The sequence below is a fragment of the Ruegeria pomeroyi DSS-3 genome, assembly GCF_000011965.2.
GTDB classification, from domain to species: domain Bacteria; phylum Pseudomonadota; class Alphaproteobacteria; order Rhodobacterales; family Rhodobacteraceae; genus Ruegeria_B; species Ruegeria_B pomeroyi.
The window spans coordinates 2458106-2479892 of the sequence record NC_003911.12; the positions used below are offsets into that span (position 1 = coordinate 2458106).

16 protein-coding genes are annotated in these 21787 nt (G+C 66.2%); 7 read left to right on the forward strand and 9 right to left on the reverse strand.

All coding sequences use genetic code 11. The features are described 5' to 3' along the window. Positions 1-85: 85 nt before the first annotated feature. From SPO_RS11775 to serS, 3 genes are all read left to right on the forward strand, one after another. Positions 86-1702 (forward strand): mechanosensitive ion channel family protein, encoded by a 1617-nt coding sequence (locus SPO_RS11775; RefSeq protein WP_011048040.1) that lies wholly within the window; start codon positions 86-88, stop codon positions 1700-1702. Positions 1703-1848: 146 nt separating this feature from the next. Beyond that, a complete protein-coding gene (locus SPO_RS11780; RefSeq protein ID WP_011048041.1) occupies positions 1849-2265 on the forward strand; it encodes an SET domain-containing protein in 417 nt (138 codons plus the stop codon). A gap of 141 nt (positions 2266-2406) precedes the next feature. Beyond that, positions 2407-3699 (forward strand): serine--tRNA ligase, encoded by a 1293-nt coding sequence (gene serS / locus SPO_RS11785; RefSeq protein ID WP_011048042.1) that lies wholly within the window; start codon positions 2407-2409, stop codon positions 3697-3699. A gap of 39 nt (positions 3700-3738) precedes the next feature. On the opposite strand, the gene SPO_RS11790 is transcribed toward serS, so the two are convergent. The 5 genes from SPO_RS11790 to SPO_RS11810 form a co-directional block, all read right to left on the reverse strand. Beyond that, positions 3739-4359: a helix-hairpin-helix domain-containing protein gene (locus SPO_RS11790; RefSeq protein ID WP_030003222.1), complete on the reverse strand. Its 621-nt coding sequence runs from the start codon at positions 4357-4359 to the stop codon at positions 3739-3741. A gap of 95 nt (positions 4360-4454) precedes the next feature. Then, the gene (locus SPO_RS11795; RefSeq protein WP_011048044.1) at positions 4455-5438 is read right to left on the reverse strand and encodes a fatty acid desaturase; all 984 of its coding nucleotides are present in this window, start codon (positions 5436-5438) and stop codon (positions 4455-4457) included. A 200-nt stretch (positions 5439-5638) separates the two neighbouring features. Further along, positions 5639-7102: a ribosome biogenesis GTPase Der gene (der, locus tag SPO_RS11800; protein WP_011048045.1), complete on the reverse strand. Its 1464-nt coding sequence runs from the start codon at positions 7100-7102 to the stop codon at positions 5639-5641. 49 nt (positions 7103-7151) lie between these two features. Beyond that, positions 7152-8468, reverse strand: coding sequence for a PQQ-like beta-propeller repeat protein (locus SPO_RS11805; RefSeq protein WP_044028356.1), 1317 nt, complete (start codon positions 8466-8468; stop codon positions 7152-7154). A gap of 64 nt (positions 8469-8532) precedes the next feature. Beyond that, complete coding sequence (locus SPO_RS11810) at positions 8533-9204, reverse strand: tetratricopeptide repeat protein (protein ID WP_044028358.1); 672 nt, start codon at positions 9202-9204, stop codon at positions 8533-8535. Positions 9205-9441: 237 nt separating this feature from the next. On the opposite strand from SPO_RS11810, the gene SPO_RS11815 reads away from it, so the two are divergent. The 3 genes from SPO_RS11815 (at position 9442) to SPO_RS11825 (ending at position 14920) form a co-directional block, all read left to right on the forward strand. After that, positions 9442-10683 carry an efflux RND transporter periplasmic adaptor subunit gene (locus SPO_RS11815; protein WP_044028360.1) on the forward strand — a complete coding sequence of 414 codons (1242 nt, stop codon included), beginning with the start codon at positions 9442-9444 and terminating at the stop codon, positions 10681-10683. After that, the gene (locus SPO_RS11820) at positions 10680-14459 is read left to right on the forward strand and encodes an efflux RND transporter permease subunit (RefSeq protein WP_011048049.1); all 3780 of its coding nucleotides are present in this window, start codon (positions 10680-10682) and stop codon (positions 14457-14459) included. The genes SPO_RS11815 and SPO_RS11820 overlap by 4 nt, the downstream gene beginning before the upstream one ends. Positions 14460-14674: 215 nt before the next feature. Further along, positions 14675-14920: a VPEID-CTERM sorting domain-containing protein gene (locus SPO_RS11825; protein WP_044028362.1), complete on the forward strand. Its 246-nt coding sequence runs from the start codon at positions 14675-14677 to the stop codon at positions 14918-14920. A gap of 9 nt (positions 14921-14929) precedes the next feature. On the opposite strand, the gene xrtE is transcribed toward SPO_RS11825, so the two are convergent. The 3 genes from xrtE to SPO_RS22890 all read right to left on the reverse strand — a co-directional run bounded on the left by xrtE (position 14930) and on the right by SPO_RS22890 (position 20190). Further along, a complete protein-coding gene (gene xrtE / locus SPO_RS11830) occupies positions 14930-16498 on the reverse strand; it encodes an exosortase E/protease, VPEID-CTERM system (RefSeq protein ID WP_144083995.1) in 1569 nt (522 codons plus the stop codon). A 135-nt stretch (positions 16499-16633) separates the two neighbouring features. Then, complete coding sequence (locus SPO_RS11835; protein ID WP_044028366.1) at positions 16634-18460, reverse strand: ABCB family ABC transporter ATP-binding protein/permease; 1827 nt, start codon at positions 18458-18460, stop codon at positions 16634-16636. A gap of 71 nt (positions 18461-18531) precedes the next feature. Beyond that, a complete protein-coding gene (locus tag SPO_RS22890) occupies positions 18532-20190 on the reverse strand; it encodes a LysM peptidoglycan-binding domain-containing protein (protein WP_011048053.1) in 1659 nt (552 codons plus the stop codon). A 125-nt stretch (positions 20191-20315) separates the two neighbouring features. On the opposite strand from SPO_RS22890, the gene SPO_RS11845 reads away from it, so the two are divergent. Continuing rightward, on the forward strand, positions 20316-20867 hold the full coding sequence (locus SPO_RS11845; protein ID WP_011048054.1) for a TIGR00730 family Rossman fold protein: 552 nt from the start codon (positions 20316-20318) through the stop codon (positions 20865-20867). Here the strand turns inward: SPO_RS11845 and rarD are convergent. Next, complete coding sequence (rarD, locus tag SPO_RS11850; protein ID WP_011048055.1) at positions 20804-21724, reverse strand: EamA family transporter RarD; 921 nt, start codon at positions 21722-21724, stop codon at positions 20804-20806. The genes SPO_RS11845 and rarD overlap by 64 nt on opposite strands. Between the last annotated feature and the right edge of the window lie 63 nt (positions 21725-21787).

Sequence of the window (21787 nt, forward strand, 5' to 3'; positions counted from 1 at the left end):
AAGCCGCCCCGGGCACGATAAGGGGGCTATGCTTGTACAAGCGCGCAGCTATAGTCAAAGGACCCGAGACAGAAAAAGGTGACATATGCTCCGGTCGCTGATTGTCCTGCTGCTGACCGCGCTGATGCTGGCGGCCCCGCCGGCCCTGGCGCAGCAGACCACGCCCGGCGACACAGCCACCCAGCCCAGCCTGCTGGCCCCGGTCATCGTTGACGGCGAGCGGCTGTTTGTCCTGCGCGGCGCCAGCGGCCTGCCCGCCGAGCGGCGCGCGGCCGAGGTGGTCGAGCGGATCGAGACGCTGGCCGATGGTTCAACGGCCACCAGCGTCGCCATCACCACCAAAGACAGTGATTTCGGCATCGTGATCCTGGCCGACGGGGTCGAGATCGTTACCGTCACCCCGGCGGACGCGTCAATGGAGCGGATGCAGATCGAGACCCTGGTCGCTGTGCAAAGCAGCGCGATCCGTGCTGCGATCCTGAACTATCGTGCCGCCCGCACCGACAGCGCCCGCAGGGAAAGCGCGGTCCAGGTGCTGGCCTGGACCGCCGGCTTTGCCCTGTTCACCATCCTCGGGATCTGGTTGCGCCGACGGCTCAACCGCTGGTGCACGCGCCTGGTGCGGCGCTATTTTGCCAGGCTCGAAACCGCCACCAACGCCCAGGTTCAGGCCGATGCCATCGCCGCGCTGATCCGCTTCGGGTTCAGCTTCGTACTTCTGGCCCTGTTCTTCCTGGGCATCTACTACTACCTCTCGCTGGTGCTGCTCTCGTTTGCCGAGACGCGATATGTGGCGCATCTGCTGCTGACCTATGTGACAACACCGGTCCTGAACATCGTGTTCGGCTTTGTCAGCTATCTGCCCAATCTGATCACGCTGGTGATCATCGCCCTGATCACCCGCTACGTAATCCGTGGCCTCAAAGTGTTCTTTGACGCGGTTGAGGCGGGCAGTTTCGATCTGGGCGATTTCGAGCGGCACTGGATCGGCCCCACTTTCAACATCCTGCGGGTGCTGGTCGTGATGATCGCGCTGGTGTTCTCGTTTCCCTATATTCCGGGGTCGGATTCGGCCGCGTTTCAGGGGCTGACCATCCTGGTGGGCGCGATGCTGTCGCTGGGCTCGAACTCGGTGATGAACAACATCATCTCGGGCCTCTTCGTGATCTATCGCCGCTCGACCTCGATCGGCGACCGCATCCGCGTGGGCGAGCATGTGGGCGATGTGGTGCAGATCAAGCTGATGGAGACCCATCTGAAGTCGATCAAGAACGAGATGATCTCGATCCCCAATGCACAGCTGCTGAACTCGGACGTGATCAACTATTCCAAGCATATCGACGGCAACGGCCTTCTTGTCTACACCACGGTCGGCATCGGATACGAGGAACCCGCCGACAAGGTCGAGGCGATGCTGATCGAGGCGGCCGGGCGCACCAAGGGGCTCAAGGCCAGGCCAGCGCCCTTTGTCCTGTGGGCGGGGCTGGCCGATTACGCGGTCAACTACCAGATCAACGCCTATACCACGCGGGGTGCGATCATCCCCAAGATCACCTCGGATCTGCACCGCAACATCCTCGATGTGTTCACCGAAAACGGGGTGCAGATCATGACACCCTCGTATGTCGCCGACCCGCCCGAGCCCAAGATCGCGCCCGCCGGCTGGGACGGCGTGCTGGCGCATCAGCGCAAAGAGAGCTAAGCGCCCGGGTCACCGCGCAAAATCCGTTGCAAAACGCCGCGAATCGGCGCTTTGATTTTTTCGCGCAAGCCGCCAGGCGCGGGGGCCTGCCCCCTCTCTCCGGTCCGGAAGGCGGCCCGGCCATCCTTGACAGAAGGAACAGGCGCATGATGATGGTGCGCTGCTATCTCGCCCCCTCCGAAATCGAAGGGCTGGGGGTATTCTGCCATGACGACATCGCCCGGGGCGACAAGGTCTGGCGCCATGACAAGATGCTCGACATCACCTTTCCCGAAAGCAAGCTCGACAGTGTCGAACCGCATGTGAAGGAGTTTCTGGAGCGCTATAGCTATCCCGATATCAACCGTCCCGGCTACCTGATCCTGGAAAGCGACGAAGGGCGGTTCATGAACCATTCGATGTATCCCAATCTGGATTTCGCAGACGGGATCTGGGGGGTGGCGCTGACCGATATTCCGGCAGGCACCGAACTGACCTGCGATTACGCCGATTTCCTGACCGGCGTGATCCACATGCAGCCGCCGCGCCACAAGGTCACCGCGCCCAGCGTCACCTTCAGCTAAGCCCGCGCCACAGCGGCAATCGGGGGCCGGGTGCAACACCCGGCCCCTTTCTGTGGCGGCAATCGGGCGGCGACGCTACACCCCGGCGCACGGATGGTGCATAACCGGGCCAGTGAATCACCCAGTCCAAGGACCAGACCCATGCACGACATCCGCGCCATCCGCGAGAACCCCGCCGCCTTTGACGCCGCGCTTTCGCGCCGCGGGAGCGCGCCGGTGTCGTCGGACATCCTGGCGCTGGACGAGGCGCGCCGGGGCAAGATTCTCGCCGCCGAGACCGCCCAGGCCGACCAGAACAAGGCCAGCAAGGAGGTCGGCGCCGCCAAGGCACGCGGCGACGAGGCCGAGTTCGAGCGCCTGCGCGCGCTAGTGGCCGAGAAAAAGGCCGAGATCGCCGCGATGCAGGCCGAGGCCAAGGAGCTGGACACCCAGCTGAGCGAGCTGCTGGCAGGGCTGCCGAACCTGCCCGCCGAAGACGTCCCGCAAGGGGCGGATGAGGCCGACAATGTGGAACTGCACCGCTGGGGCACCCCGCGCGAGATGGATTTTGCGCCCAAGGAGCATTTCGACCTGGCCTCGGTGCAGGACGGCATGGATTTCGAAACCGCCGCCAAACTGTCGGGCGCGCGTTTCGTGCTGCTCTCGGGCGCGGTGGCCCGCATCCACCGGGCGCTGGCGCAATTCATGCTCGACACCCACAGCGAACAGAACGGGCTGACCGAGGTGAACGGCCCGGTGCTGGTGCTGTCCGAGATGATGTATGGCACCGGCCAGCTGCCGAAATTCGGCGAGGACAGCTATCAGACCCGCGAAGGCTGGTGGCTGATCCCCACCTCCGAAGTGTCGCTGACCAATATCGTCAATGGCTCGACCATTGCCGAGGATTATCTGCCGCGCCGCTATACCGCCCATTCGCTGTGCTTCCGCTCCGAGGCGGGTTCGGCCGGCAAGGACACCCGCGGCATGCTGCGCCAGCACCAGTTCGAAAAGGTCGAAATGGTCTCGGTCACCCATCCCGATCATTCCGACGCCGAGCAGAAACGCATGTTGCGCTGCGCCGAGGGCATTCTCGAGGCGCTGGGGATCCCCTATCGCACCATCGTTCTGTGCACCGGCGACATGGGGTTCGGCGCGCGGCGCACCTATGACATCGAGGCCTGGCTGCCCGGCCAGAACACCTATCGCGAGATCAGCTCGGTCTCGACCTGTGGTGATTTTCAGGCCCGCCGCATGAATGCGCGCTTCAAGCCCGCCGACGGCGGCAAGCCGCAATTCGTGCACACGCTGAACGGCTCGGGCCTGGCGGTGGGGCGGTGCCTGATCGCGGTGCTGGAGAACGGGCAGAACGCCGATGGCTCGGTCACCCTGCCCCAGGCGCTGGCCCCCTATCTGGGCGGCAAGCTGACGCTGAACACGGACGGCACCCTGAACTGATCCCAGGGACCCGAACCGACCCGAGAAGAGGCGAAGAATTTACTTCTTCGCCTTTTTCTTTGCCTTCTTCTTGTCTTTCTTCTTGTCCTTCTTCTTGCCGGACTTCTTCTTGACCTTCTCTTCGGCCTTGCGGATTTTCTCTTCGAAATCCTTCTTTTTCTGCTTGGCCTTGGCCGCCTTGGCCGCTGCCTTGGCCTTTTTCTTGGTCTTCGCGTCGGCCTCGGCCAGTTCGGCCAGCGCCGCCGCCTCGCCGGCGCGGATCTCGGCCTCGCTCGCCTCGTCGCGGCTAGGTGCCGGTTTGGCGGGAGCCGCCTTGGGCGCGGGCACCGCGGCGGGTGCGGTGGCCGCCTTGGTCACGGCAGAGGCGGGTTTCTTGCCGGAGGCAGCGCGTCCAGCGACCGGGCGTCGCGTGCGTGGGGTGCGCCCCGCCGGTTTGCGGGCGGGTGCCGGGGTGGCGCCACGTGCGGCGGGCTTTGCCGCCGCCACCAGCGCCTGCGCCGCCGCATGAATGGCCTTGGCCCTGAGCGCGCCGACGCGCGGCAGTTCCATCAACCGCTCGACACTGACGGCGGCGACCGCCTCGGCACTGTCGAACCCGTTTTCGGCCAGCATCTTTGCCAATGCAGGGCCGACACCCTCGATATCCTTGACAGGGGTCATATCAGAACTTCCTTTGCCTCCCGCATCTAGAACTATACATTGTATATACAAAAGGCGCGGCGCCCGCACCCCCTTTTCCTTGACCTGTACCGGAACTAGCCCGTCACCACCGCCACCCTGCCTGCGCGTTTGGGAAAGGGCACCAGACAGCGCGCCTCTTCATCCCAGAGCTTGAGGTTGAGCGCCGCGACCGCCTCTGCAAAGCGGATCCGGCGCGGGGCATATTCGGGCGGCAGATTGTAATGGCAGCCGCGCAGCCGGTAGGACGGGATACGCGCATTGAAATGGTGGATGTCGTGCAAAGTGATGCAGGCCACGGCGGTGTCGAACCACCAGCCGAAATCCAGCGCCGACGATCCCTGCAACGCCGCCAGTTGCGGGTCGAGGTCCGGGCGGCGGTCCCAATAGGTGTCCTCGAAATTATGTTGGAGATAGACGAGGAACACCCCAAGCATCCCGCCCAGGAAGGAAAAGCCCAGCCAGACCCAGAAACCGGTCATGCCCGCCAGCGCCCAGAGCAGAGTCAGGAAAGCGACGATGGAAAGGTTGTGCAGAACCACGCCGCGCGCACCGAACCGGGTCGCATTCTTGGGCCAGCGGTAGCGGATGAAATAGGTGAACGCCGCCCCCAGCGGAATCAGGATGAACGGGTTGCGATAAAGCCGGTAGACCAGCCGCTGGCGCCAGCCCGCCGCCTGCCATTCGCGCAGGGTCATGGTGTGGATCTCACCGGTCTCGCGATGTTCGAGATTGCCCACGCCCGCATGATGCAGGTTGTGGTTCTGCTTCATCACCTCGAAGGGTGCGAAAGTGAAGGGTGACAGGACATGGCCCGCGATCTCGTTCTGATTGCGCGTCTCGAACAGCGAGTGGTGGCCGCAATCATGTTGCAGCACGTAAAGCCGCACCGCCGCAAAGGCAAAAACCACCCCGGCCGGGATCAGCACATACCAGTGCCCGACATAGGTGATCGCCAGATAGAGCGCGGTGAAATAGACCGCGAATGTTCCGAAGTAACTCAGACTGGCAAGGCGGTTGTCCTGCACCGCGTATTGCCGGGTATATGTTCTCAGATCCATCTCCGCACCGCTCCCTCGGATGGCCGGGTTCACTTGCGATAAAAGACTTGGGTGCGCGGCGGCCCAAAGACAAGCGCGCCGCGACAAAGAAACCTTTGCGTGCATAGTGATAGCGCCGCAAGCGGGTGTTTGTCACCCGCTGCGACAATTCGCATCGCAATCCGGCGCGATTACGCACCGGATGGCCCGCTGCGCGCGGCCTAGCCGCGCGATTTGAGGTGTTTGGCCAGGGCCCCGGCGTTCTTCTTGCGCCGGCCCTTGTAGGGGTTCTTGTCGCCCTGCCCGCGCAGGGTCAGCCGGATCGGCGTGCCGGGCATGTCGAAATCGGCGCGCAGCCCGTTGACCAGATAGCGCGAATAGCTTTCGGGCATCTTGTCGGGATGGCTGCACATCACCACGAATCCCGGCGGCCGGGTCTTGGCCTGGGTCATGTAGCGCAGCTTGATCCGCTTGCCCTGCGGTGCGGGCGGCGGGTGCTGTTCCAGCATGCCGATCAGCCAGCGGTTCAACGCGGCGGTGGGGATGCGGCGGTTCCAGACCTCATGCGCGCGCAGGATGGCATCATGCAGCCGCTCCAGCCCGCGCCCGGTCTTGGCCGAGACGGTGACCAGCGGCGCGCCGCGCAGCTGCGGCAGCAGCCGCTCGAAGCTCTCTTTCAGCTCGCGCAGCTTGTCCTGCTTGTTCTCTTCGACATCCCATTTGTTGACCGCGATCACCACGGCGCGGCCTTCACGCTCGGCCAGGTCTGCGATGCGCAGATCCTGCTGTTCAAAGGGGATGGCCGCGTCCAGCAGCACCACCACGACCTCGGCAAACTTGACCGCGCGCAGCCCATCCGAAACCGACAGCTTTTCCAGCTTTTCCTGCACCTTGGCCTTTTTGCGCATGCCAGCGGTATCGAAGATCCGCATCGGCGTGTCGTTCCAGTCGATCTGGAGCGAGATGGCGTCGCGGGTGATCCCGGCCTCGGGACCGGTCAGCAGGCGGTCCTCGCCCAGGATACGGTTGATCAGGGTCGACTTGCCCGCATTGGGGCGGCCCACCACCGCGACCTGCAGCGGTTTTTCGCGGGTGATCGCGTGGGGTGCCGCAACCTCCTCCCCGTCCTCATCCTCGGGGTCGAGGTCGACATCGGTTTCCGGCGCCTGCTCTTCGGCCTGCTGCTCCATCTCGTCGGCCAGCGGCATCAGCACGGCGTAAAGCTCGTTCAGCCCCTCGCCATGTTCGGCGCTGAGCCGGATCGGCTCGCCAAGGCCCAGCCCATAGGCCTCGATCACCCCGGCATCGGCGGCGGCGCCCTCGGCCTTGTTGGCGGCCAGGATCACATGCGCCGAGCGGCGGCGCAGGATATCGGCGAAAATCTCGTCATTGGGAGTCACGCCCGCGCGGGCGTCGATCATGAACAGGCAGATATCGGCCATGTCCACCGCCCGTTCGGTCAGCCGCCGCATCCGGCCTTGCAGACTGTCGTCGGTGGCGGTTTCAAGGCCGGCCGTGTCGATCACCGTAAAGCGCAGGTCGCCCAGCCGCGCCTGCCCTTCGCGCAGGTCGCGGGTTACGCCCGGCTGGTCATCGACCAGCGCCAGCCGCTTGCCGACCAGACGGTTGAACAGGGTGGATTTGCCCACATTGGGCCGCCCCACGATGGCGAGGGTCAGAGACATGGCACTCTACTTTTCTAGACTCAGACGCGCCCTATAGCGCGTCCGCGCGTCAACGGAAAGCGTGCAGTTGGCCCTTGGCCCCAACGACATAAAGCGTGTTGCCCGCCACCACCGGCCCGGTGGTGGCCCCGCCCGGCACCTCGACCCGGCTGATCATCGCGCCATCCTCGGGGTTATAGAGCCGCAGATAGCCGTCGTTCGAGGCGACGATCACCCGGCCGCCCGCCACCACCGGCCCGTAATGGGCATAGCTGGCGCCGCGTTTCTTGGGCTTGTCCTTGATGAACCCGGGCAGGTCCTGCGCCCAGATCACGCTGCCGTCGCTGGCATCGAGCCGCAGGATCTGGCTGCGGTCGCTGACCAGGAAGATGCTGTCACCCGCCGGCCAGACCGGCCCCAGCGCGCCTTCGGTGGCGGTCCACAGCCGTTCGCCATTGTCGGCGCGAAACGCCACGGTGCGCCCCGAATGGTTGCCTGCATAGACGGTCTTGCCCTGAATCACCGGGCTGCCGGTGACATCGCCGATCCGCGCCGCCGCGCGGCCCTTGCGCTGCCCCGAGACCGAGGCGCCCCAGCGGCGCACCCCGCCCTGGCGGAAGCTGCCGATCAGGTCGCCCGAGCCAAAGGCGAAGATCACCAGGTCCGGGGTCATCGCCGGTGCCGGTGCACCCAGAACGTTGCCGACGCTGGGCGTCGCCTGAACCTGCCAGGCGATACGGCCGTCCTTGATGTTGATGGCCCAGCCGGTATCGTCGCCGGCCACCAGATAGAGCAGCCCGTCGCGAATGGTGGGCGTGCCCGAGCCGGTGGCGTTCAGCTTCTGCTGCCAGCGCACCGTGCCGGTCTTGGCCTCGAGCGCGGTCAACAGGCCATAGCCCGACGAAACATAAAGGATGCCGTCGGCATAGGCCATGCCACCGCCGGTGGCCTGTCCTTCATCCTCGCCCGGCGGCACCAGATCGGTCTGCCAGGCCAGCCCGCCGCCCGGGGTCACGCCCGAAACGCGCGCCGCACTGTCGAGCGTATAGATCAGACCGCCCGCTACCACCGGATCGGCGGTGATGCGCTGGCGTTTCTCGTCGCCCGAGCCGATCGGGGTCGACCAGACCAGTTGCGGCGTGCTGCGCAGCGCCGGATGGGCGGTGCGGAACGCCTCGGTCCCCGGGGCCTGTGCCCAGGCGCTGTTGGCCTGTTGCGCCGGCAAGCGGATCGCACGGCCCTGATTGACCACCGCGTCGGTGGCACCGGGGCGGATATCCTCGCGCGCGCCGGGCAGGATCACCTCGGGTTCGGCACAGGCCGAGAGCAGCAGCAGCGCGCTGCCCATCAGGGATGCCCCGATCCGGGAGAAAGAGCTGGTCACCATGGTCGAACTCGCCTGTCTGTCGTTGTCTCTTTGCCGCCGCGCGGCGCTTTTGCTATCCCGGGTCTCAGCCCTGGCGGGACGGCAGCGGCGCGGGGTCGGCCCCCAGCGCCACCATCAACTGAGTTGCGCGCTGTTGCAAGTCCGTGCTGACCTCGGCGTCCTCGCGGATGGATTGCAGCCGGGCCAGCGCCGCCTCGGTGTCGCCTTCGGCGATGTCGATCAGCGCCAGCTGTTCCAGCGCCAGCAGGCGCAGCGGCGCGCCGGGCTGGGCCAGCGCCTCGAACTGCTGGCGGCGGTCGCTGACCGGCAGCGTGTCGGCCTGCAGCAGCAGCGCCTTGAAGGCGGCGATCTGACGATAGACCGGCGGCAGGTCGCCCTGCGCGGCCAGTGTTTCAAGCCGGGCAACCGCCGCGGCAGTGTCGCCCTTGCCCGAGTCCGCGGCCGCCGTCAGCAGCGCCAGCACCGCCGCGCCACCGGTGCTGTCGGGCGTGATCGCCCCCAGCGCCTCGGCCCGGGCGGCGGCATCGTTGGCGGACAGCGCCGCGATCACCGCGTCGCCCAGCCCCTGAGCCTTGGCGGTGGCCTGCGCCTTGGAATACTCGTTCCAGGCCGCGCCGCCGACGATGGCCACCACCGCCAGCCCGCCGATCCAGCCCCAGCGCTTGAGCAGCAGGAACATACGGTCGCGGCGGACCTCTTCGGTGACCTCGTCAATGAAACTGTCGGTGTCGCTCATTCCTGGCCCCTGCCCTGTTGTCCTGACCTTTTCCGGTTCCGGCCTCTCATACCCCGGGCCACCGGGCAAGCCAAGAGGCGGCGAACCTGCATTTTTCTTGCGCATTTGCAGCGAGGGGGCAAAAAATGAACTGAACTGACCAGTTCAGTATGGACAAGACGTCGCGGAAACCCCATGTCTCTGCGCAACGGCCCGGGACGCGTATTTCCCCTGGGCGGGATTGAAGAAAGGCACATCATGCGACTGGTTCCCTTCCTCACAGCGATCCTCGTGACCGTCACACTTTACATGCTGGTGTTCGAACGCGATGCGCTGATGGCCTTTGCCAAGGCCGAGAGCACGACCCAGGCTGCGCCAGAGACGCCGCCCGCCGCCGATCCCGTCGGGGCCGCCATTGCCGAAACCGCCACCATCGGGGTGGTCGTGCTGCGCTCGCAGGCGAGCGAGATCGACAGCGCCGTGGTGCTGCGCGGCCAGACCCGCGCCATGCGCCAGGTCGAGGTCCGGGCCGAAACCACCTCGACGGTGATTTCCGAACCCAAGCGCAAGGGCAGCTTTGTGAAGGCGGGCGATCTTCTGTGCGAGCTCGATCCCGGCACCCGCCCGGCCAGCCTGGCCGAAGCGCGCGCCCGCAAGGCACAGGCCGAAAGCTCGATGCCCGAGGCCGAGGCCCGGCTGGACGAGGCCAAGGCGCGGCTGAAAGAGGCGCGCATCAACGACAACGCGGCGCAGAAACTGGCGCAGACCGGCTATGCCTCGGAGACCCGCCGGGTCGCGACCGAGGCGACGGTGCGCTCGGCCGAAGCCGGGATCAAGGCCGCCGAGGCGGGGCTGGAAACCAGCCGCGCCAGCATCGAGGCCGCCGCCGCCGCCGTGGACGCGGCCCAGCGCGAGATCGGCCGGCTGACCATCATGGCGCCGTTCCAGGGCCTGCTGGAAAGCGATACCGCCGAACTGGGCAGCCTGCTGCAGCCCGGCGCGCTCTGTGCCACCATCATCCAACTTGATCCGATCAAGGTGGTCGGCTTCATCCCCGAGACCGAGGTGAACCGGGTCCAGGTGGGCGCGCTGGCCGGGGCCGAACTGGCCACCGGCCTGCAGGTGCAGGGCCGGGTCACGTTCCTCAGCCGTTCGGCGGACGAGACCACCCGCACCTTCGAGGTCGAGATCACCGTGGCCAACCCCGAACTGCTGATCCGCGACGGCCAGACCGCGACCATCGCGATCTCGTCCGACGGGGCCAAGGCGCACCGGCTGCCGCAATCGGCGCTGACCCTGAACAACGAGGGCGAGCTGGGCGTGCGCGTCGTGCGCGAAGGCAACAAGGTGGGCTTTGTCCCGGTCGAACTGGTGCGCGACACCCCGACCGGTATCTGGGTCACCGGCCTGGCCGAACAGGCCGATGTCATCGTGGTCGGTCAGGATTTCGTGACCGAGGGCGTCACCGTGACGCCGACCTGGCGGGAGGTCTCTGAATGACCGGTATCGTCGACTGGGCCGCATCCCGCGCGCGGATGGTTCTGGCCTTCATCGCCATCTCGCTGCTGATCGGCGGCTTTGCCTATGTGAACCTGCCCAAGGAGGGTGAGCCGGATATCGAGATCCCGATGTTGTTCGTGTCGGTCAGCTTTCCCGGCATTTCCGCCGAGGACAGCGAAAGCCTGCTGGTCAAGCCGATGGAGACCGAGCTGGCCGATCTGGACGGGCTGAAAAAGATGTCGGCCACCGCCGCCGAGAACTATGCCGGCGTGGCGCTGGAGTTCGAATTCGGCTGGGACAAGACCGCGATCACCGCCGATGTGCGCGACGCGATGAACACCGCCCAGGCCAGTTTCCCCGACGGGGCCGAGCAATATACACTGACCGAGGTCAACTTTTCCGAGTTCCCGATTGTCATCGTCAACCTGACCGGCGCCGTGCCCGAACGCACCATGGCGCGCATCGCCAAGGATTTGCAGGACGATCTGGAATCGCTCGACGCGGTGCTCGAGGCCGGGATCGCCGGCAGTCGCGACGAGATGCTCGAGGTGATCATCGACCCGCTGCGGCTCGAGGCCTATAACGTCACGGCGCTGGAACTGATCAATGTGGTGCAGAACAACAACCAGCTGATCGCGGCGGGCGAGATCGAGAGTGAACAGGGCTCGTTCGCGGTCAAGATCCCCTCGTCGTTCAAGACCGCGCGCGATGTCTATGACCTGCCGATCAAGGTCAATGGCGACCGGGTGGTGCGGCTGGGCGAGTTGGCGCAGATCAACTATACTTTCGAAGACCGCAAGGGCACCGCGCGCTTTGACGGCGAAAGCACCGTCGCGCTGCAGGTGGTCAAGCGCAAGGGCTTCAACCTGATCGACACGGTCGAACAGGTCAAGGCAACCGTGGCCAAGTCGCGCGCCGCCTGGCCGCCTGAATTGCAGGCGGCGGTGCAAATGGGCACCTCGAACGACCAGAGCCGGGTCGTGGGCTCGATGGTCAGCCAGCTCGAAGGCTCGGTGCTGACCGCCATCGCGCTAGTGATGATCGTGGTGCTGGCCAGCCTGGGCAGCCGCGCGGCACTGCTGGTGGGCTTTGCCATCCCGACCTCGTTCCTGCTGTGCTTTGCCTTTCTGGCGGCGATGGGCGTGTCGATCTCGAATATCGTGATGTTCGGCCTGATCCTGGCGGTGGGGATGCTGGTCGATGGCGCCATCGTGGTGGTGGAATATGCCGACAAGCGGATCAAGGACGGCATCGGCCCGATGCATGCCTATGTCGAGGCGGCACAGCGGATGTTCTGGCCGGTGGTCTCGTCGACGGCGACAACGCTCTGCGCCTTTCTGCCGATGCTGTTCTGGCCCGGCGTGCCGGGCGAGTTCATGGGAATGCTTCCGGTCACGCTGATCTTCGTGCTGTCGGCCTCGCTGGTGGTGGCGCTGATCTATCTGCCGGTGATGGGCGGCGTGTCGGGCCGCATCAGCCGCGTGTTCAACCGCATGTCCGACTGGCTGCGCGCGCGCACGCCCTGGTGGGTGCGCGCAGCCCTGGTGCCGCCCGCGCTCTACGGGATGTTCCTGGGCGCGATGCAGCTGCTGAACCCCGCCTATCTGCTGCCGGGCGGGACGCTTGTCGGCGCGCTGCTGTTCCTCATGTCGGCCTTTGCCGCCTCGGTCACGCTGGGCGCCGCCCGGATCGAGATGCCCCAGCGCCGGGTCGCCGCCCCCGGCGGGCACACGCCCTTTGGTCATGTGATCAAGTTCATCGCCGGCAACCCGGTGATGCCCATCGTCTCGATCCTCGCGGTGACCTTTGCCGTCTATCAGGTGGTGTTTGTCATCTTCCCCGAGCGCGCGCTGGGGATCGAGTTCTTTGTCGAAAGCGAACCGGAACAGGCCACCACCTATGTCCGCGCGCGGGGCAACCTGTCGCTGGCGGAAAAGGACGTTCTGGTGCGCCAGGCCGAAGAGGTGATCGCCGCCCACCCGGCGGTGATCAACGTGTTCTCCTTTGCCGGCGAGGGCGGGCTCGACCAGAACAACGGCGGCGCCCAGGCGCCCGCCGATACCGTGGGCCAGATCCAGTTCGAGATCATCCCGTGGGAGGACCGCCCCACCGAAACCCACCCGCTGACGGGCTGGCTGGGCAGCCGCATGAGCGCCTGGCTGGGCTTCGAGGAAGAGGTGGTCGCCGCCGAATATGACGGCGATTTCGTGCTGGAACAGCTGAGCAACGAACTGGCCAAACTGCCCGGCATGGTGGCCGAGATCGAGGCTTTGGGCCGTGGCCCGGCCTCGGCCAAGCCGGTGCATCTGCGCATCAAGGGCGACGATTGGAACACGCTGCTGGCCACCACCGCCCAGGCGCGCGCCGCATTCGAAGAGACCGCGGGCCTGATCAAGATCGAGGACAACCTGCCCCTGCCCGGCATCGACTGGCAGATCGACGTCGATGTGGCCAAGGCGGGCCGCTTCGGCGCCGATGTGGCCACCGTGGGCGCCATGGTGCAGCTGGTCACGCGCGGCGTGTTGCTGGGCGAATACCGCCCCGCCGATGCCGATGACGAGATCGAGATCCGCGTCCGCCTGCCGGAACAGGACCGGGTGCTGAGCACGCTCGACACGCTTAAGGTGCGCACGCCCGAGGGGCTGGTGCCGCTGTCGAACTTCATCACCCGCAAGCCGGTCGAGAAACTGGCCAAGATCAACCGGGTCGATCAGAAACGCTATTTCGACGTCAAGGCGGATGTGGAGCCGGGTCTGTTCAAGCTGACCCCGGACGACGATACGCAAGCGGTACTGGCGGTGCTGCGCACCCTGCCCGACGGGGTGGCGCCGACCGGCGAGGTGGTGACCCGCCCCGCCGATGGCGCGCAATTCCATATCGAGAGCCTCGACGGGTTCGACAGTGCAGCCGCCGCGCGCAACGCTGTCGCGGCCGGTAGCGTGCGCTTTGCCCCGATCAATGCCAACGAGCGCATCGCCACCCTGACCCAGTGGCTGGAGACCGACCCGTTCGGCCCGGCGGTTGAATGGGAATGGACCGGCGATCAGGAAGACGAGAAGGAAAGCCAGGAATTCCTGCTCAAGGCCTTTGTCGCCGCGCTGGGACTGATGTTCATCATCCTGCTGGCGCAGTTCAACAGCTTCTACAATTCGGTGCTGGTGCTGTTGGCGGTGATCCTCAGCACCACGGGCGTGGTGATCGGCATGATGGTGATGGGCCAGCCCTTCTCGGTGATCATGACCGGCACCGGCATCGTCGCGCTGGCCGGGATCGTTGTGAACAACAATATCGTGCTGATCGACACCTATCAGGAATACAGCCGCTACATGCCCCGGATCGAGGCCATCGTGCGCACCGCCGAGGCGCGGATCCGCCCGGTGCTGCTGACCACGATCACCACCATGGCGGGCCTGACCCCGATGATGTTCGGGCTCAGCCTCGACTTCATCAACGGCGGCTATTCCATCGACAGCCCCACCGCGCTGTGGTGGAAACAGCTGGCCACGGCGGTGGTGTTCGGCCTGGGGATCGCGACCGTGCTGACCCTGGTGGTCACGCCGTCGCTGCTGGCGCTCCGGGTCTGGGCCTCGACCTATCTGGTAATGATCTGGCGCGGCCTGGCGCGGGTCACCGCCGGACGCTCCAGCCGCATCGCGCGCGATATGATCCTGCGCCGCTCGGCCAAGCGGTTGAAGGCGACCGAGATCATCTGGGACCCGATGCAGGCTGAACCGCCCCTGATCGCAGCCGAGCAATCGCTGAAGGCGGCGGAATAGTCTGGGCTCGCGGCGATTCGATCTCTGGTTGCAATCGCCGCGCTCGCGACCGCCCGGACCTGCCCGGTTTTGCCGTCGCGATTGATCATGGACAGCGTTCAATGCGCCATGAGAGCCAGTTATCGTTTCCGCAGCGGCGCGCAATTGTGGCAAAATCTTGTAAAGATCAAGGCAAAAAGGCATCTTCCTGGGGAAAGCGTAGGGGGACTACACCAATGTTCAACAAGACGATTACCGCCGCGGGCACAGCACTCTCGGCACTGGTTCTGACAGCCACATCCGCTGCCGCGCAGACCTATGACTATTACTACTGGTGGTGGGGCGGCTGGAGCTATGGCGGCGGTGGCGGTACCAGTTCCTCGGTGCCCGAAATCGACGCCTCGACCGGCGCGCTGGCCCTGGCGGCCGTGGCCGCGGGCCTGCTGCTGGCGCGCGAGATGCGCCGCCGCAAAAGCCGCTAAGCCTGCCCGTCAGATCAGCGACCAGTCACCGGTGAGCAGCGCTGTCAGCGCGATCAACCCGTTGGCCACCGCATGAGCCAGGATGGCGTCGCCCAGACGCCCCCGGCGCAGCGCAATCCCCGCAAAGATGAGGCCGGCCAGACCGGCCTCGATCACGCGCCCATGCAACAGCGCAAAGGCAAGGCTGGTGACACCGACCGCCAGCGCGGTCTGCCATGCCGACCGACCGCCCAGCAGTTGCAACAGATACCCCCGGAAAAACCCTTCTTCGATCACCGGCACCAGCAATGTGGTGCCGAGGACGCGGCACAGGACCCAGCCTGTCAGCGCCGCACCGGTCAACTGTGACACCCCCTCGGGTGCGGGACCGCCGCGAAAGGACAGGATCCAGCCGACCCCGACCACCGCCCCGCCCAGCAGCGCGACCGGGTCGAGCCGCCAGTCAAGCGCCAGCAGCGGTTTGCGAAACAGCCACAGCACCGCCGCCATCAGCGCCGCCTGAAGCGGATAGCCCTGCGCGGGGGCCTGCCAAAGGCTCTGCACCAGCAGGCCCGACAGCATGAATACGATGAAAGGCGCGATCAGCGCCGCCGCCGGGTCCTCTCGAAAGGGCATTCGCGCGCCACTCTCGGGCGCGACCTCTGCGACTTCGGCCTCGCGGTGCAGCGCGGGGCGCGCCTGCACCACCCAGATCACCCCCAGCGCCAGCACGGTAAAGAACAGCCAGCCGGCAAAGCTGTGAAACCCGTTCACCGCCAGTTCCGGCGAGATGCGGGCCCCGATCATGATCAGCACCGCGATGCGCAGCACGTTGAACAGCCAGCTGACCAGCAGAGCCAGCGGAAACACGATCAGCCAGAACCGGCCCAGCCGCAGCGTATCGCGCATCAGCACCGAATAGATGGCAAAGAAACCGGCGGTCAGGGCAAACCCCTCGATCCCCGAACAGCTGCCGGCCATCTCGACAAAGAAACCCTCGGTGCCGATGGTGGCGGTCTCGGGGCTGAGCACCACGTGAAAGCCCAGCACCGCCAGCACCACCGCCACCCCATAGAAGGTGACAAGAATCAGGCCGCGAAACGCCCACCAGAGCGGCGCCAGCGCATCGGCCAGATCGGGGATCAGCGCCGCCACCAGCACCACCAGCGCCAGACCACCGCCGCCATCGCGCAGCAAGGTCGACATCTCGCGGCGCGGCACCAGCAGGAACAGCGCGCCGATCGCCGCCAGAACCGCCCCCGCCAGCAGCGTGACCAGATGGGCCTGGAAATCGGCGTTCAGACTGGCCGAATCCGCCCTGAGCCAGGGCACGAAGATCAGGCCAAGGCCGATCAGATGCACCGCCCACCAGCGCCGCGCCTCGCCATTGGCGGTGTCGGCGGCGGTCACCAGACGGCGGCGCAGATTTGGGCGGAACCAGATGAACAGGCCCAGACCGATGCCGACACAAAGGATACGGATCGTCGCGCTGCGCAGCGCGCGACAGGCGGTCTCGATCCCGGTCAGGCGGCATTCGACAGAAGAGAACACCTGAAAGATCAGGACGATGGCCAGCATCTCCAGGGCAAAAAGGACCATCAACTTGTAGAACTGATGCCGCAACGCCGGGTCGATCCTTGTAACACGCCCGCAACCCACGGGCGCGTTTTCAGCTATCGCGCGAAAAGGGCATCACTGTGAAGGGCAAATGACGCTTCCATGGCGCCCGGCGCCTCAGGCGGCCTCGTCCTCGCCCGCCTGCTGGCGCGTCCAGAGCTGGGCATAGCGCCCGCCGCGCGACAACAGCGCGTCATGGGTGCCCTGTTCGACGATCTCGCCCTTTTCCAGTACCACGATCTTGTCGGCCTCGGCGATGGTGCTGAGACGATGGGCGATGGTGATCACCGTGCGCCCCTCGCCTGCCAGCGCCAGCGCCTCCTTGATCTCCTGCTCTGTCTCGGTGTCCAGCGCGCTGGTCGCCTCATCCAGCAGCAGGATCGGCGGATTCTTCAGCAGGGTGCGCGCAATGCCCACCCGCTGTTTCTCACCCCCCGACAGTTTCAGCCCGCGTTCGCCCACCTTGGTGTCATAGCCTTCGGGCAGCGAGGCGATGAAATCATGGATCTGCGCCGCACGCGCCACCGCCTCGACATCGGCCTGAGTGGCGTTCTCGCGCCCATAGGCGATGTTGTAGCGGATGGTGTCGTTGAACAGCACCGTGTCCTGGGGCACCACGCCGATGGCATCATGCAGGCTGGTCTGGGTCACGTCGCGGATGTCCTGCCCGTCGATGCAGAGCGCGCCGCCGGTCACATCGTAGAACCGGAACAACAGCCGCCCGATGGTCGACTTGCCCGAGCCGGTGGCCCCCACGATGGCCACGGTCTGCCCCGCCGGCACGCTGAGCGTCACGCCCTTGAGGATCTCGCGATCCGCCTCGTAGCCAAAGCGCACATCCGTCAAGGTGATCTCGCCGCCGCTGACCTTGAGCGGCGCGGCATCCGGCTTGTCGCTCACCTCGGCGGGCTGTTCCAGCAGATCGAACATCTCGCCCATATCGACCAGCGCCTGCCGGATCTCGCGATAGACGGTGCCCAGAAAGTTGAGCGGTACGGTGATCTGGATCATATAGGCGTTGACCATGACGAAATCGCCCACGGTCAGATCGCCCCGCTGCACCCCCAGCGCCGCCAGCACCATCACCCCGATCAGGCCGCAGGTGATCAGAAAGGACTGACCGAAATTGAGGAAGGCCAGCGAATAGGAGGTCTTGAGCGCCGCGCGGGCATAGGCCTGCATCGACTGGTCATAGCGGCGCGCCTCGCGGTCCTCGGCGCCGAAATACTTGACCGTCTCGAAATTCAGCAGGCTGTCGATGGCGCGCTGGTTGGCCTCGGTATCCTGATCGTTCATCTCCCGGCGCAGTTTCACCCGCCATTCGGTCACCGCGAAGGTGAACCAGATATAAAGCGCGATGGTCCCCACCACCACGGCCAGATACCAGACGTCGAACAGGTACATCAGGATCGCCGCCACCAGCACCAGTTCCAGGATCAGCGGGCCGATGGAAAACAGCATGAAGCGCAAGAGGAACTCGACCCCCTTGACCCCGCGCTCGATGATCCGGCTCAGCCCGCCGGTCTTGCGGGTGATGTGATAGCGCATCGACAGACGGTGGATATGGCGAAAGGTCTCCAGCGCCAGCGCCCTCAGCGCCCGTTGCCCGACCGGGGCAAACAGCGCATCGCGCAGCTGTTGGAAGCCCACCGTCAGCATCCGCGCCACGCCATAGGCCACGGTCAGACCCACAGCGCCCAGCGCAAGCGGCGGCACGCCCTCGCCCGCCAACGCGTCGACCGCGCCCTTGTAGAGAATTGGCGTGTAGACCGCGATCAGCTTGGCCAGCACCAGCATCGCCAGGGCCGCCACCACCCGGCGTTTCACCCATCCCTCGCCCTCGGGCCAGAGATAGGGCGCCACCCGGCGCAGCGTGCGCAGGCCCGAGCGGCGTTCGGAGGATGCGGTCTGATCCGCCGGGGCGGTGTGTGCCAGTCGTCTCATCACGTACCCTTGTTGCGGTCAGAGCGTCGGTTCGGGTTACCCTGCCCCGCTTGGCGGCACAAGGCCGCCGCTTACTCGGGCACGGTAAAGACCTGGCCGGGATAGATCAGGTCGGGGTCACGGATGGCGTCGCGGTTGGCCTCGAACACCTTGACGTAAAGCACGCCGTCGCCATAGCGCTCGCGCGAAATGGCCCAGAGCGTATCGCCCTTCTGCACCGTGACCGCGCGTACCGGAGGCTGCTGGGGCGCGGACGGGTCGCTTTCGGGTTGGGCCGGGCGCAGCACTTCGGGCGCCTCGCGCTTGAACGGGGTTTCCAGCCGGCTCAGCACGACCCCCTGCGCATCCAGCTCGTCCAGCCGCAGCGTATAGACACCGGGGGCGATATCGCCGATCTCGCCCCGCCATTTGCCCAGCGCATCGGCAGTCATGTCGGCAACCGCGCGATTGTCGAAATAGGCCCGGACCAGCGAGCCGACATTGGCGCGGCCCGCAAGGCGCACATTGCCCGCATCATTATAGCCGATCGTGTCGAGCGCGACACGCTGCGCTTCCACGGTCTCGGGCTGTTGGGCCGGCTGGACCAGCTCGACCCCGCTTTCATCCGAGCGCAGCACCGCCACGCGGGCCGGTTCTTCGGGCGCGGCGGCGGGTTGAGGCGCCTCGGCGGTCTGCTGTTCGGCGGTCTGTTCGGTGGTGGTCTGGTCGGTAGCGGGTTGTTCGCTTGCAGCCTGTTCGGTTGCGACGGGCACGGCCGGTTCCGCTGTTGCCTCGGCGGTCTCTTGCGGTGCCGTGGGCTGCGGCGCGGGCGCAGGCGCCTCGGCCGTTTCGACCGGTTCCGGCGCGGGCGCGGGCGCGGGGGCTGCCGCTTCGGCACTTTCGTTCGCGGGTGTTTCGGCCGCATCTGCTGCGGACGCTTCGGCGCGTGCGGTGTCGGTGGCGGGCGCCGGTTCGGCATCGCTTGCCGCTGCTGCTGGTGCGGGCGCGACTTCGGCTGTCTCGACCGGTTGCGCTTCGGGCTTGACCTCGACGGGTTCCGGCTGCGCCTCAGGCGTAGCCTCGGCCACCTCGACAGGTTGCGGCGCGGGCAGCGCGGCAACGATGTAATCGCCCGAGAGCGCCTCTTGCCCGTCGCGGGCGGCGCGCAGGGTCAGGGCCCGGGCGGCAGCGCTGAACGGGACTGTCAGGAATTCGGCGAATTTACCGTCGCGGGGCACTTCGAACTCATGCAGCGGGGCGCCATCCAGCAGCACCGCGATTCGCGCCCCGGCGGGGGCGCTGCCCGAGAGCAGCGCGGTGCCGTCGGGCTCGACAAAGATCTGGTCCAGCACCGGCGCGCCAAGCGCGGCGGGCAGTTCGGCGGTTTCGGCCGGTGCGGCAGCGGGCGCTTCGGGCGCGGCCTCGCTCGGTGCTTCGGCGGTGGCCTCCGGTTCCGGCGTGGCGGCCTCGGCGGTGGTCTCGGGTTCGGAGGCGGGAGCGGCTGCGGCCTCGGGCGCGGGATCGGGTTTGGCTTCACCCGTAGGCTCGACCGCTGCAACCGCAGGGTTTTCCTCTTTTTCCTCAGAAACTTGCGGGACATTGGCCACAACGGGCACCGGCACTGCCGGATCCTGCCTGCCGCCGATCACCCCACCGAAATAGAGCCCGGCCACCCCGGCCACCAGAACGCCTCCCGCAACGACTGCCCAGCCTATGCCGCCAAGCCCCGCGGTCCCGGTTTCTCCTGCCATGTCCGTCCTTCCCCATTCACGGAAGGGGCATGCAGCCCGATCCGTCCCATCACGGTTGAGCCGCCCCCCGCTTCCCGATATCAGAGCCCCATCTCTCTGTTCACGGAATCCCGGAAAGGCCGCCCATGACCGTCAAATCCGTTTGTATCTATTGCGGATCGCGCGCCGGAGCAATGCCCGCCTATGCCGAGGCGGCCCGCCGGATGGGCGCGCTGCTGGCCGAGGCGGGTTGGCGGCTGGTCTATGGCGCTGGCGATGTGGGCCTGATGGGAGAGGTGGCGCGCGCCGCTCAGGCCGCAGGCGGCCAGACCTTTGGCGTGATCCCGGTACACCTGCTGCGGCGCGAGGTCGGCAAGACCGACCTGAGCACATTCGTCGTCACCGAAACCATGCACGAACGCAAAAAAGTGATGATCATGAACGCCGATGCGGTGGTGGTGCTGCCCGGCGGCCCCGGCTCCTTGGACGAGCTGTTCGAAGCGCTGACCTGGCGCCAGCTGGGCCTGCATGACAAACCCATCCTGGTGATGAATGTGGACGGCTATTGGGACCCGCTGCGTGCCCTGATCGAACGCACGGTGGATCAGGGCTTTGCCGATGCCTCGCTGGCGGATTACCTGACCTGGGTCGACACGCCCGAAACCGCCATGGCGGCCCTGCGCGCCGCCCTGTCCTGACGGATCAGCGACAGCGAGAAAACCGCCACGGCCCCCCAGATCAGCGCAAAGGCCATGCCGTGCCAGCGGGTGAAGGGCTCGCCAAAGATCACCACCGCGCACATGAACTGCAGGGTGGGGTTGATGTATTGCAGCACGCCCACGGTCGACAGCGGCACCCGGCGCGCCGCATAGCTGAACAGGATCAGCGGGATTGCCGTCAGCGGCCCGGATCCGATCAACAGGAGAGAGGTGGCCAGATCGCCGCCGAACGCCCCCTGCCCGCGCAGATGGAACCAGGCCAGCACCGCCAGGAACAACGGCATCATGATCACGATCTCGGCAGTGACCGAGATCACCGGCCCCAGCGGCAGGAACTTCTTGACCGCGCCGTACAAGGCAAAGCTGGATGACAGGATCAGCGCCACCCAGGGTGCCACGCCCAACCCCCAGGTCAGCAGGGCCACCGCCAGCGCCGCCAGCACCACCGCCAGCCATTGCCCGCCGCTTAGCCGCTCGGCAAACCAGAACCGTCCGATCAGCACCGCGATCAGCGGAAAGATGTAATAGCCGATCGAGGCCTCGGTGGCATGTCCCAGCTGGATCGACAGGATGAAGACGAACCAGTTGAGCGAGATCATCACCGCGGCCAGCGCGATCAGCCCGGTCTGGCGCGGGCCGGCATAGGCGCGGCGCAACTCGCCCAGCCGCCCCTGCATCGCCAGATAGACACCGAACAGCAGAACGGACCAGAAGGTGCGATGCGACAGCACCTCGGGCGGGGGCACATGCGCAAGCAGCTTGTAATAGAGCGGCGAGAGTCCCCAGACCAGACAGGTCCCGATCATTGCCAGAATACCGCGCCCGCGCTCGTCCATGCCCTGCCCCGAATTATACCCTGGCGGTGATGCCCCGCCCGGCGGCCCTTGGCAAGCGCCAGT